This window comes from Thioclava pacifica DSM 10166 (assembly GCF_000714535.1).
Classification (GTDB): domain Bacteria; phylum Pseudomonadota; class Alphaproteobacteria; order Rhodobacterales; family Rhodobacteraceae; genus Thioclava; species Thioclava pacifica.
The window spans coordinates 395,762-407,538 of the sequence record NZ_AUND01000012.1; the positions used below are offsets into that span (position 1 = coordinate 395,762).

At 60.7% G+C, this 11,777-nt stretch carries 12 protein-coding genes; 7 read left to right on the forward strand and 5 right to left on the reverse strand.

Translation table 11 applies throughout. The features are described from left to right. Window positions 1-7: 7 nt before the first annotated feature. The 3 genes from mnmE to TP2_RS07750 all read right to left on the reverse strand — a co-directional run bounded on the left by mnmE (window position 8) and on the right by TP2_RS07750 (window position 3,198). Window positions 8-1,291 (reverse strand): tRNA uridine-5-carboxymethylaminomethyl(34) synthesis GTPase MnmE, encoded by a 1,284-nt coding sequence (gene mnmE / locus TP2_RS07740; RefSeq protein ID WP_038075587.1) that lies wholly within the window; start codon window positions 1,289-1,291, stop codon window positions 8-10. Window positions 1,292-1,325: 34 nt separating this feature from the next. After that, window positions 1,326-2,597 (reverse strand): transcription termination factor Rho, encoded by a 1,272-nt coding sequence (gene rho / locus TP2_RS07745; protein WP_038075590.1) that lies wholly within the window; start codon window positions 2,595-2,597, stop codon window positions 1,326-1,328. 136 nt (window positions 2,598-2,733) lie between these two features. After that, window positions 2,734-3,198, reverse strand: a complete 465-nt coding sequence (locus TP2_RS07750; protein ID WP_038075593.1) for a CopD family protein — start codon at window positions 3,196-3,198, stop codon at window positions 2,734-2,736. Window positions 3,199-3,601: 403 nt separating this feature from the next. Between TP2_RS07750 and TP2_RS07755 the strand changes: the two genes are divergently transcribed. From TP2_RS07755 to nadC, 7 genes are all read left to right on the forward strand, one after another. Further along, window positions 3,602-4,195 carry a Maf family protein gene (locus TP2_RS07755; protein WP_038075595.1) on the forward strand — a complete coding sequence of 198 codons (594 nt, stop codon included), beginning with the start codon at window positions 3,602-3,604 and terminating at the stop codon, window positions 4,193-4,195. Continuing rightward, on the forward strand, window positions 4,192-5,031 hold the full coding sequence (locus TP2_RS07760) for a shikimate dehydrogenase (protein WP_038075599.1): 840 nt from the start codon (window positions 4,192-4,194) through the stop codon (window positions 5,029-5,031). Before TP2_RS07755 ends, TP2_RS07760 begins: the two co-directional genes overlap by 4 nt. Further along, window positions 5,028-5,627 carry a dephospho-CoA kinase gene (gene coaE / locus TP2_RS07765; protein ID WP_038075601.1) on the forward strand — a complete coding sequence of 200 codons (600 nt, stop codon included), beginning with the start codon at window positions 5,028-5,030 and terminating at the stop codon, window positions 5,625-5,627. Before TP2_RS07760 ends, coaE begins: the two co-directional genes overlap by 4 nt. Further along, window positions 5,620-6,318, forward strand: a complete 699-nt coding sequence (dnaQ, locus tag TP2_RS07770; RefSeq protein ID WP_038075603.1) for a DNA polymerase III subunit epsilon — start codon at window positions 5,620-5,622, stop codon at window positions 6,316-6,318. Before coaE ends, dnaQ begins: the two co-directional genes overlap by 8 nt. Window positions 6,319-6,420: 102 nt before the next feature. Continuing rightward, window positions 6,421-7,473, forward strand: a complete 1,053-nt coding sequence (gene nadA, locus TP2_RS07775) for a quinolinate synthase NadA (protein ID WP_038075606.1) — start codon at window positions 6,421-6,423, stop codon at window positions 7,471-7,473. Next, a complete protein-coding gene (locus tag TP2_RS07780; RefSeq protein WP_038075611.1) occupies window positions 7,470-9,020 on the forward strand; it encodes an L-aspartate oxidase in 1,551 nt (516 codons plus the stop codon). Before nadA ends, TP2_RS07780 begins: the two co-directional genes overlap by 4 nt. A gap of 1 nt (window position 9,021) precedes the next feature. Next, complete coding sequence (gene nadC, locus TP2_RS07785) at window positions 9,022-9,858, forward strand: carboxylating nicotinate-nucleotide diphosphorylase (RefSeq protein WP_038075612.1); 837 nt, start codon at window positions 9,022-9,024, stop codon at window positions 9,856-9,858. Window positions 9,859-9,862: 4 nt separating this feature from the next. Here nadC and TP2_RS07790 read toward each other — a convergent pair whose 3' ends face one another. Together TP2_RS07790 and TP2_RS07795 are read right to left on the reverse strand one after the other, a co-directional pair. After that, window positions 9,863-10,348, reverse strand: a complete 486-nt coding sequence (locus TP2_RS07790; RefSeq protein WP_038075613.1) for an RNA pyrophosphohydrolase — start codon at window positions 10,346-10,348, stop codon at window positions 9,863-9,865. 32 nt (window positions 10,349-10,380) lie between these two features. Next, entirely contained in the window at window positions 10,381-11,775 is a 1,395-nt protein-coding gene (locus tag TP2_RS07795) for a S41 family peptidase (protein ID WP_038075614.1), read from the reverse strand. Window positions 11,776-11,777: the final 2 nt, after the last annotated feature.

Below are 11,777 nucleotides of genomic sequence, written 5' to 3' on the forward strand. Positions count from 1 at the left end.
ACACTCCTTACTTACCGATGCAGAAGCTCGAGAAAATCTCGTCCAGAAGGTTCTCGACATCCACCCGACCGAGCAGCGCCTCCAGCGCCCACGCCGCCTGGCGCAGCGATTCCGCCGCCAGCTCACTCCGGTCAGACCCGCGCAATACCTCATCTCGCGCTGATTCCAAAGCCCCGAATGCGCGTTCCATCGCAAGCCTGTGGCGCTCGCGCGTCATCACGCCAGCACCCTCGCTGAGCCCGGACAAGCGCTCTTCGATCGCGGCAAGCAGTTCCGTCAGCCCCTTGCCGGTCTTACCCGACACGCTCAGCCCTTCGGCGCTCGCGACATCGGCCTTGCCGTGAACAATCAGATCGCCCGGTTCCGGTGTAATTAGCGGAACCTCAGCCCCATCGAGCAGGAACAGCCGCAAGTCGGATTGACGTGCCCGATCGAGGGCACGCTCTACCCCGATCGCCTCGACGACATCCTCGGTCTCACGCAAGCCAGCGGTATCGAGCAAAGTAACTGCCTGTCCGCCGATCTCCATGCGCACTTCGATCACATCGCGCGTCGTGCCCGCGATTTCGGAAGTGATCGCGGCCTCACGACCCGCGAACGCATTCAGGAGCGTGGATTTTCCCGCGTTCGGACGCCCCACGATCGCAACCTCGAAACCCTCGCGGATACGTTCCGCCGCCCCGATCCGGCGCAGCTCGTCGCGCAGCCCGGAGGCCACTGCGTCGATCAACTCAAGTACCTCGGGCGAGACATCGACCGGAACTTCCTCATCCGCGAAGTCGATCGTCGCCTCGATCAGTGCTCCCGCCCGGATCAGTTTCGCGCGCCAATCCTCCACCAAATCCCCGACGGCCCCCGACAGAACTTTCAACGCCTGTTTCCGCTGGGCTTCGGTCTCGGCCTCGATCAGATCGGACAGACCTTCGACCTGCGCCAGATCGAGCCGCTCATTCTCGAGTGCGCGCCGGGTGAACTCCCCCGGTTCCGCCAAGCGTAGCCCATCGATCTGCCCCAACGCGCGCAGCACCGCGGAAACTGTCGCGATTGCCCCGTGGATATGCAGCTCGGCGACCTCTTCCCCGGTGAAGCTCGCGCCGTGCTCGAAGCACAGGACGACAGCCTCGTCGAGTTCCTCCCCCTCAAGCCGCAGCTTGCGCAGCCCGGCCACACGCGGCTCCGGCAGCGATCCTGCCAGCGCGCGCGCGGCCTCCCAGGCCCGCGGTCCCGAAATACGAATGACGGCCACGCCCGCTTTCCCGCGGGCCGTGGCCAGAGCATAGATCGTGTCCATCGCAATCCTCTTCCTTGCGGAAGATAGAGCGGCCTCAGCCGTTCATCGAGTCGAAGAATTCACCGTTGGTCTTCGTCTGCTTGAGCTTCGAGATCAGGAACTCGATCGCATCCGTCGTCCCCATCGGGTTCAGGATGCGGCGCAGCAGATAGGTCTTCTGCAGATCTTTCTGATCGACGAGCAGATCTTCTTTCCGGGTGCCGGACTTGAGGATGTCCATCGCCGGGAAGACGCGCTTGTCGGCCACCTTGCGGTCGAGCACGATTTCCGAGTTACCCGTGCCCTTGAATTCTTCGAAGATAACCTCGTCCATCCGCGAGCCGGTATCGATCAGCGCGGTCGCGATGATCGTCAGCGAGCCGCCCTCTTCGATGTTCCGTGCGGCACCGAAGAAACGCTTCGGACGCTGCAGAGCGTTGGCGTCCACACCACCGGTCAATACCTTGCCCGAGCTCGGGACAACAGTGTTGAAGGCGCGGCCCAAACGAGTGATCGAGTCGAGCAGGATCACCACGTCGCGCTTGTGTTCGACCAGACGCTTGGCCTTCTCGATGACCATTTCCGAAACAGCCACGTGCCGCGTTGCCGGTTCGTCGAAAGTCGAGGAGATCACTTCGCCTTTCACCGAACGCTGCATGTCCGTCACTTCTTCCGGACGCTCGTCGATCAGTAGCACGATCAGGTAGCACTCGGGGTGATTGCGCTCGATCGAATGTGCGATGTTCTGCAACAGGACCGTCTTACCGGTCCGCGGCGGCGCCACGATCAGCGAGCGCTGCCCCTTCCCGATCGGCGCCACGAGGTCGATGATCCGGGCCGAGCGATCCTTGATCGTCGGATCCTCGATTTCCATCTTCAGACGCTCATCGGGATAAAGCGGCGTGAGGTTGTCGAAGGCCACCTTGTGGCGGGCTTTTTCCGGTTCTTCGAAGTTGATCTGCTCGACCTTGGTCAGCGCGAAGTACCGTTCGTTTTCACCCGGCGCGCGGATCACACCTTCGACCGTGTCACCGGTGCGCAGGCTGTGCTGACGGATCATGTCAGGCGAAACATAGATATCATCCGGGCCCGGAAGATAGTTGGCCTCGGTCGAGCGCAGGAAACCAAAGCCATCCTGAAGGACTTCGAGCACACCATCCCCGCCGATGACCCAGTCATCCTCGGCATGCTCCTTCAGGATCGAGAACATCATCTCGCCCTTGCGCATCGTCGAGGCGTTTTCGATTTCCCATTCTTCGGCCAGGGCCAGCAGTTCCTTGGGGCTCTTGGCTTTGAGATCGGAAAGATTGAGGCGGGTTTCGCTCATGGCATCACCTGAAGCTGGCGCCGCACCAAGGACCGGTGGGCGCGAAATATCGTCATGTCTCAGAAAAACCGGTCGGCCAGGACGGCCGGGGCTTGTCGCGGGAGATAAGCGCAACGGCGCTCGGAGTCAATGAAACTTAGAATTTCACGATCACCGAGGAGACAATCACGATCATGAAGACCGTCGGCACCTCGTTCATCATCCGATAATAGCGACCCGTGCGATTGGCGCTTCCATCAGCCAATGCCTTGCGCTCCTTCGCGCACCACATGTGAAACCAGGTCATCCCCAGCACAGCTACCGCCTTGGTCCAGGGCCAGATCGTCGACCAGTCCACGATCCCAGGCGTGAAGACCAGCATCAAACCAAAGAGCCAGCTCGCGATCATTCCGGGGTTCATGATCGCTTTCAAAAGCAGCCGTTCCTGATGGCGAAACAGAAGCTCCTGATCGGTATCGCGTACGATGCCTTTCTTCTTCAGTCCTTCGACGTGATAGACGTAAAGCCGGGGCAAGTAGAACAGACCTGCCATCCAGGTGATGATCGACATCACGTGCAGGGCCTTGATCCATGGGTACCAGTTGCTCAGGAAATCGGTCATCTCGCCTCCGGGGTCACCAGCTCTTCTTCTAAAATAAATATATTTAAGAAAAGAGATGATGTTGTTGTTGGTCCTGTTGATGGTGTGGATTAACACTTTATCAAGGATTTCTCCACAGTCGGGAAAGCCGCACCCCAAAGAAGTCATTCCTCAGAAAAAATATAGTTAACATACTGAATAAAAACATATTTTTTAGTGATTACGCCTAGGTCATCCTGTGGATAAACCTCTGGATGATCTTCTGGATCACCGATTTCTCCCCCATCCCGGGACAAGCGCGTTCCCCAGGTAGAAAACTTTCGCAAACTTGCCCTGAAGGTGCCGGATTTTGTGGAGATATCGGTTCAACCCGGTTATGCCCAGTTTCGCCCAGAGAGTTCTGCATCCGCTTATCCACAGGTCCATGAACATCCTTCTCGCTTCCGCTTCTGAAATCCGCGCCCAGCTTCTGCGCAATGCCGGGCTGACCGTTACGGCTGAACCTGCGCGCATCGACGAAGAGGCGATCAAGCATAGCCTCGAGGCGGAAGGCGCGAAGCCGCGCGATGTCGCCGATTTCCTTGCCGAGATGAAGGCTGCGAAATTGTCATCGCGCAATCCGGCTGTCCTCGTGATCGGGGCCGATCAGGTGCTCGAACTCAAGGGCACGGTGTTTTCCAAGCCCGAGACGCCAGAAGATGCGAAATCGCAACTGCGCGCCTTGTCCGGTCAGACGCACAAGCTTTTGTCTGCGATGGTGGCGATCCGCGATGGCGAACCGCTTTGGCGTCATGTGGGAGAAGTGCGGCTGACGATGCATGAGCTCTCCGACGCTTTCATCGACGACTACGTGACCCGCAACTGGGACAGCATCCGCTGGTCGGTCGGAAGCTACAAACTCGAGGAAGAGGGCGTTCGGCTTTTCTCCCGCGTTCAGGGCGATTACTTTGCAGTTCTGGGCCTGCCCCTTATCGAATTTCTGAATTGGCTGCATGCCCGAGGAGAGTTGTTGACATGAGTGATCATCCGCGGATTCCCCTGGCCGGTGTCATTGGCTCTCCGATTGCGCATTCCCGCTCTCCCGTGCTGTTTCGTCATTGGCTCGATCAATACGAGATCACGGGGTACTACGTGCCGATCGACGTGGACGCCGAGGATCTCGAGACCGTTCTGCGCACCTTGCCCAAGGCCGGGTTCGTCGGCGTGAATGTCACGATCCCGCACAAGATCCGCGCACTGGAGATTGCCGACGTGATCTCGGATCGCGCGGCGCTGATCGGCGCGGCCAATACGCTGATTTTCCGCCCGGACGGAAAGATTTACGCTGATAATACAGATGGTTATGGCTTCATCGCCAATCTGAAACAAAACGCCCCTGGTTGGGACGCGACCATTGGGCCGGCCGCCGTGCTTGGTGCGGGCGGTGCTGCGCGGGCGATTGTCGCTTCGCTTCTTGAAAGCGGCGCGCCCGAAATCCGGATTTCGAACCGCACCCGTGCCCGCGCTGATGCGCTGCGCGCGGAGTTTGGTGCGCGGCTCGTCGTTTATGACTGGGTTCAGGCGGGTAACATGCTCGAAGACGCGACGACCGTGGTGAACACAACGTCTCTCGGCATGGTCGGCAAGCAGGAATTCCGCGTCCCGCTCGACGCGCTCAAACCCGGCGCGACCTGCTGTGATATCGTCTATACGCCGCTGAAGACGAAATTCCTTATCGAAGCCGAAGAGGCTGGCTGCGTGATTGTCGATGGTCTCGGCATGCTGCTGCATCAGGCTGTCCCCGGTTTCGAGCGTTGGTTTGGTCAGCGCCCCGAGGTCACAGAAGGCCTGCGCGAAGCGGTCCTGAACGCATGAGCCGCCCTTTCCTCCTCGGACTGACCGGGTCGGTTGGGATGGGGAAATCGACGACCGCCACGATGTTTTCCGAGGAAGGCGTGCCGGTCTGGGATGCGGACCGCACCGTGCATGAGATCTATGAAAAGGGCGGCGCGGCCGTCGCACCCATTGCCGCGGTCTTTCCTTCGGCAATCATCGATGGTGCCGTGGATCGCGGCGCACTGAAAAAGATCCTTTCTGCGGATAAACAGGCTCTATCTCGCCTTGAATCGATCGTTCATCCGCTGACGACCGCGTCACGTGAAGCCTTCATCGCGGATCATCCGAAAGCCGATCTGATCCTGCTCGATATCCCGCTTCTATTCGAAACGGGCGCCGACAAGAGCTGCGATGCAACCCTTGTCGTCTCGGCCCCGCTCGAGGTTCAACGCGCCCGCGTCCTTGCACGTCCCGGCATGACAGCGGATCAGCTTGATTTTATCCTGTCGCGCCAGATGCCCGACGCCGAGAAACGCGCGCGGGCGACCTATGTCATCGAAACAGTGAACCTTGAGGACACCCGTCGAGATGTGCGAAACCTGATTTCGAAGATCAGGGAGGATCGACATGCGTGAGATCGTTCTCGATACCGAGACCACGGGCTTCGAGCCCGATGAAGGCGATCGCATCGTCGAGATCGGTGCGGTCGAGCTGTTCAATCACATGCCGACCGGAAAGACCTATCACCAATATATCAACCCCGAACGCTCGATGCCGCAGGAAGCGTTTCAGGTTCACGGGCTGGGTGATGAGTTTCTCGCTGACAAGCCGAAATTCGCACAGATCGGCTTCGAGTTTCTGGAGTTCATCGGCACGGATTCCGTTTTGGTGATCCACAACGCCAGGTTCGACATGAAATTCCTCAATGCCGAACTGCGCTGGGCTGGAATGCCGCTGATCGAGGATCACCGTGCGCTCGACACGCTCGCCATGGCGCGGCGAAAATTTCCTGGTTCACCCGCTACGCTTGATGCGCTTTGTCGCAGGTTCAGCATCGACAATTCGTCCCGGACGCTGCACGGCGCCCTGCTCGACAGCGAGATCCTGGCCGAGGTCTATCTGGAGCTGATCGGTGGGAGACAGCCGGGATTTGGTCTCCAACCTATTGACACGGGACGAAAATCCGGCGCTAGCGCCCAAGAGGCGTGGCGCCCGAAACCGCGCCCGGAGCCCCTGCCGCCGCGGCTCACCGCCGAGGAGGCCGAAGCCCACGCTGCCTTTGTCGGGAAGATCGGAGAGGGTGCGATCTGGCATCGCTACGACTGAAAACTCCATTTTTGCGGGGTTTCCCGCAACTTTCCCATTTAACCGGACGTCAACACTCTTTAAATCCAAGGCCTGTTCCGGGAACGAGCGGGAGGAAAGCCCATGCTGGACCTGACCGAAATGCGCGCCACGCTGGCCGAGAGCTATGATCTCGCGCCGTCGATCGAACTCGCCGAGGAGATGCACGAGATCCATGAAAAGATGGACCGCGTGATCCCCCTGCCCGATTTCGCGCGCTATGCCCCCTATATCCGCGCGATCAACAAGTTGAAGCGCGAGAAGAACGCGGTGATCCTCGCGCATAACTACATGACGCCGGAAATCTATCATGGCGTTGCCGATGTCGTGGGCGACAGTCTTCAGCTCGCAATCGAGGCCACGAAGGTCGAGGCGCAGACCATCGTGCAATGCGGCGTGCATTTCATGGCGGAGACCTCGAAGATCCTGAACCCTTCCAAGACGGTTCTGATCCCCGACATGAAGGCGGGCTGCTCTCTCGCGGAGTCGATCACCGCCGATGGTATTGCCGAGATGCGCGCGAAATATCCCGGTGCGCCCGTCGTGAGCTACGTCAACACGACCGCCGAGGTGAAAGCCGCCTCCGATATCTGCTGCACCTCCTCGAACGCCGCTCAGATCGTGCGCGCGATGGATAGCGATACGGTCATCATGACGCCGGATCAGTACCTTGCGCAGAACGTGGCCAACGAGGTGCCCGAAAAGAATGTGGTCTGGTGGGAAGGCTCCTGCATCGTGCACGAGCAGTATACCGCTAAGGATATCAACGACTTCCGCGCGATGCATCCGAACACCCGGATCATCGCGCATCCCGAATGCCCGCCGGATGTGGTCGCGGCGTCCGATTTCTCGGGCTCGACCTCGGGCATCATCAACTACGTCGAGACCAACAAGCCGAAAGAGGCGATGTTGGTCACCGAATGCTCGATGGCCTCGAACATTGCGGACGCACTGCCGGAGGTCGATTTCGTCGGACCCTGCAACATGTGCCCCTACATGAAGAAGATCACGCTCGAGAAGATCCTCTGGTCGCTGCACACCGGCACCGAAGAGGTCATCGTGGATCCCGAAATCGCCGCGAAGGCCCGCATCGCGGTAGAGCGGATGATCGAACTCTCGCAGGCGACCGCGAAGTGATCGACACGCAGCGGATCGTCATTGTCGGCGCGGGGCTCGGAGCGCTTTACGCGGCATTGAGCCTTGCGCCGCGCCCGGTTCTGGTGATCTCGCCTGAAACTCTGGGTGAGGGTGCGTCCTCTGCCTGGGCCCAAGGCGGCGTTGCGGCGGCGATGTCGGTCGGGGATACGCCCGCGTCGCACGCGCGCGACACGATGACGGCAGGCGCAGGCACCGTTTCGCCCGAAATCGCACGATTGGTAACGGAAGATGCGCGTCAGCACATCCTTGCGCTGACCGAACTTGGCACACCTTTCGACCGCAACGACGCGGGCGACTACGTCATGTCGCGCGAAGCCGCGCACAGTCAGGCGCGCGTCGTGCGGGTGAAGGGCGATCAGGCGGGTCGCGAGATCATGCAGACCTTGATCGGTGCAGTCCGGCAAACGCCATCGGTTCAGGTGCTTGAAGGGGTTCTGGCCTCTGGGCTCGAAGTCGAGGACGGTCGCGTGACTGGCGTCTGGATCGAGCGCGCCTATGAGCCTTCCGGCGCAATTCTGGTGAAATGCCCTGCGGTTTTGTTGGCGGGCGGGGGCTCGGGCGGACTTTTTTCTGTCACGACGAACCCTCCGCGCATTCGGGGCCAGGTGATCGGGATGGCGGCGCGCGCCGGCGCCCGGATTGCCGATCCGGAATTCGTACAGTTCCACCCCACCGCGATCGCCAGCGGCGAAGACCCTGCCCCGCTCGCAACCGAAGCTTTGCGCGGTGAAGGCGCGACGCTGATCAACAATCGCGGTGAGCGGTTCATGATTCCGGTCCATCCCGATGCTGAATTGGCCCCGCGCGATATCGTCGCCCGCGCTGTCTATGTCGAACGACAAGCGGGGCGTGAGCCTGCGCTCGATACTCGGGCTGTTCTGGGCGAGGAGGTGCTGACGCGCTTCCCGGCGGTGGCCGATGCGTGCAAACGTGCTGGAATAGACCCTGTTTCTCAGCCCATCCCGGTCGCGCCGGCTGCGCATTACCACATGGGCGGCGTTGACACGGATGTGGGCGGGCGTAGCTCACTCGACCGTCTTTGGGTATGCGGTGAGGCGTCGTCGACCGGATTGCATGGGGCCAACCGTCTCGCATCGAATGGGCTGCTCGAGGCTTTGGTCTTCGCGCGGATCTGTGCTCTGGGGATTGCGGCGGAACTAGGAAACAGCGACGCGGCACCCGAGGTTGCACCCGATTTCCCGCCGGGCGATATCCCGGTGAACGAGGCGGCGCTGCAGCGGATGCGCAAGGCGATGACCGACGGGGTCGGGGTGGTGCGCGATGCGGAGGGGCTGAAATCGGCGCTGCGCGTCATTGCCGAGGTCGAAGCCAACGCGATGACCGAAACGATGCGGAACATGACAGCGACTGCCACGTTGATCGCAGCGGCCGCACTCGCGCGCGAGGAAAGCCGCGGTGGTCATTTCCGGTCTGATTTCCCCGAAACAGATCCCAAAATGGCGCATCGAACGAAAATAACGCTAGCCGAGGCGCTGAACATTCGCGCCGCCGCCTTGGAGGACTGACATGCTGCCCGATCTCCTGCTCGAACCGATTGTCCGCGCCGCTCTGGTGGAAGATCTCTCCCCGATGGGCGATGCCACGACCAAAGCGGTGATCCCGGCGGGCAAGACCTATTCGGCGCGGCTCAATGCTCGTGAAGACGGTGTCGTGTCCGGAATGCAGGTTGCGGCGATGGCTTTTCGGCTGGTCGATCCCGGTTTGCGTGTTTCGACCCTCGTTCCTGATGGCAAGCCTTGTCAAAAAGGCGAGACGCTGATGACGATCGACGGATCGGCAGCTTCGATCCTCATGGGGGAACGCGTGGCGCTGAATTTTGCGGGCCGGCTGAGCGGCATTGCGACGAAAACGGCGGGCTTCGTCGAGAAAACCAAAGGTACGAAGGCGCGGATCACCTGCACGCGCAAGACGACGCCGGGGCTGCGTGCGCTGGAAAAGGCGGCCGTTACTCATGGCGGCGGGTTCAATCACCGCTACGGCCTGTCCGACGCGATCCTGATCAAGGACAACCACATTGCAGCGGCGGGCGGCATTCGTCAGGTGCTCGAAGCCGCAAAGGCCGCGCGTAGCCACATGATGCGGATCGAACTTGAGGTCGACACGCTGCGCCAGATGGAAGAGGCGCTGAAGATCGGCGGCGCGGACGTCATCCTGCTCGACAATATGGATAGCTCCGAGCTGCGTGCAGCCGTGGCGCTGAATGCAGGCCGCGTTGTCCTGGAGGCCTCGGGTAACATGACGCTCGAGCGCATCGCGGAAGTCGCGGCAACCGGTGTCGATTATATCTCCTCAGGTGCGCTGACCCATTCGGCGCGCACCCTGGATCTGGGTCTCGATTTCTGAAGATTCAGCCGAGATAGTCTCGAAATTCGGCGCGAACCGCCTCATAGACCGAGCGTTTGAACGGCACGATCTTTTCGACGAGTTCGTTGAAGTCCATCCATTGCCAGACCGAGAATTCCGGGTGATCGGTCTCGATCTTCACCTGATCGTCCGAACCCAGAAAGCGGTAGAGGAACCATTTCTGTTCCTGCCCGCGCCAACGCCCGTTCCAGATCTTCGGCACCAGATCATGCGGCAGGTCGTAAGTGATCCAATCGCCGGTCTTCGCGACAAACTCCACGAGATCGGGCGTCACCCCGGTCTCTTCCTCCAGCTCGCGCAAAGCCGCTTCTTTCGGTTTTTCGCCCTTGTCGATCCCGCCTTGCGGCATCTGCCAGGCGGGATCAGGATTGTCGATGCGCTGACCGGCAAAGACGAGCCCGGCCGGGTTCATCAGCACGACGCCGACATTGCGGCGATAGGGAAGCTTGGCAATTTCTTCGGGCGTCATGTGAAAAAGGGGCCCTCGCAGGCCCCCTCCCCTCAGTTTTTCTTGGTTTCGTCGGTCGTGGCCGGGGCGGCAGCGGCTTTCTCGCCCTGCATTTCCGGCGCCAGCGCAGCGAGCCCTTTGATCAGATCGACCGCGTAGGACATCTGGAAGTCGTCGAGGCGACGCTTTGCGGCGTCTTCGGCCTTGGCGCGTTCGTCCTCGGCCTGCTTCTTCTCATCCTCGGTCATCGAGTCATTGGTGATCGCGCCCTTCAGATCTGCTTCCGAAGTCATCTGATGCGCGGCCTTGTCATCCTCGGCCTTCTGATCGGCTTTCGGCTGATCGGGTTGCGGTACCACCACGTCAGGCGCGATGCCCAGCGACTGGATCGAGCGACCCGAGGGCGTGTAATACCGCGCCGTCGTCAGGCGCATCGCACCTTCGCCCTGGATCGGCATGACGGTTTGCACGGACCCTTTACCGAAGCTCTTGGTGCCAACGACGATCGCGCGGTGATGATCCTGAAGCGCACCGGTCACGATCTCCGAAGCCGAGGCCGAACCTCCATTGATCAGCACAACGATCGGCTTGCCATCGGCCTGATCGCCCGGCGTCGCATTGAACCGCTCGCTGTCTTGCGGGTTGCGGCCACGGGTCGAGACGATCTCACCTTTGTCGAGGAAGGCATCGGCGACCTTGATCGCCTGGGTCAGCAACCCGCCGGGGTTGTTGCGCAGGTCGATGATGAAGCCGTCGACCTTGTCCATGCCACCGATCTCGGCGACCTGTTTCTTGATCGAGTCTTCGAGGTTCGGATAGGTCTGGTCGTTGAAGGTCGTGATGCGAAGGATCACGGTGTTACCGTCATGGCGGCCACGCACGGCAGTCAGCTTGATCGTGTCGCGGGTCAGGGTCACGTCGAAGGGTTCCTGTTCGCCTTCGCGCACGAGAGTGATGGTGATCTCGGAGCCAACCGGGCCGCGCATCTTGTCGACCGCCTGATCGAGTGACATGCCCATCAGGGACTCGCCGTCAACCGCGGTGATGAAGTCACCCGACTTGATCCCGGCCTCGGCGGCAGGGGTGCCATCCATCGGCGATACGACCTTCACGAAACCGTCTTCCTGCGTGACCTCGATCCCGAGGCCGCCGAACGAGCCGCGAGTCTGCACGCGCATATCGGCGTAATCATCGGGCGGCAGGTAGCTCGAATGCGGGTCGAGCGAACTCAGCATCCCGTTGATCGCGGCCTCGATCAGCTTCTTGCTGTCGACGGGCTCAACGTAATCCTGACGGATCTTTTCGAAGATGTCGCCGAACAGGTCGAGCTGCTGATAGACGGTCTCGGGCTGCTTGGTCTCCTGGGCCATCAGCGGGGCCGCCACCTGCGTCGAAAGAACTGCGCCTGCGATCGTGCCGCCCAGCGCTGCCATCATGAACTTTTTCATAC

Coding starts and splice junctions, on each gene's coding strand:
- mnmE (WP_038075587.1), bottom strand. CDS start 1,291: ATGGACACGATCTATGCTCTGGCCACGGCCCGCGGGAAAGCGGGCGTG.
- rho (WP_038075590.1), bottom strand. CDS start 2,597: ATGAGCGAAACCCGCCTCAATCTTTCCGATCTCAAAGCCAAGAGCCCC.
- TP2_RS07750 (WP_038075593.1), bottom strand. CDS start 3,198: ATGACCGATTTCCTGAGCAACTGGTACCCATGGATCAAGGCCCTGCAC.
- TP2_RS07755 (WP_038075595.1), top strand. CDS start 3,602: ATGAACATCCTTCTCGCTTCCGCTTCTGAAATCCGCGCCCAGCTTCTG.
- TP2_RS07760 (WP_038075599.1), top strand. CDS start 4,192: ATGAGTGATCATCCGCGGATTCCCCTGGCCGGTGTCATTGGCTCTCCG.
- coaE (WP_038075601.1), top strand. CDS start 5,028: ATGAGCCGCCCTTTCCTCCTCGGACTGACCGGGTCGGTTGGGATGGGG.
- dnaQ (WP_038075603.1), top strand. CDS start 5,620: ATGCGTGAGATCGTTCTCGATACCGAGACCACGGGCTTCGAGCCCGAT.
- nadA (WP_038075606.1), top strand. CDS start 6,421: ATGCTGGACCTGACCGAAATGCGCGCCACGCTGGCCGAGAGCTATGAT.
- nadC (WP_038075612.1), top strand. CDS start 9,022: ATGCTGCCCGATCTCCTGCTCGAACCGATTGTCCGCGCCGCTCTGGTG.
- TP2_RS07790 (WP_038075613.1), bottom strand. CDS start 10,348: ATGACGCCCGAAGAAATTGCCAAGCTTCCCTATCGCCGCAATGTCGGC.
- TP2_RS07795 (WP_038075614.1), bottom strand. CDS start 11,775: ATGAAAAAGTTCATGATGGCAGCGCTGGGCGGCACGATCGCAGGCGCA.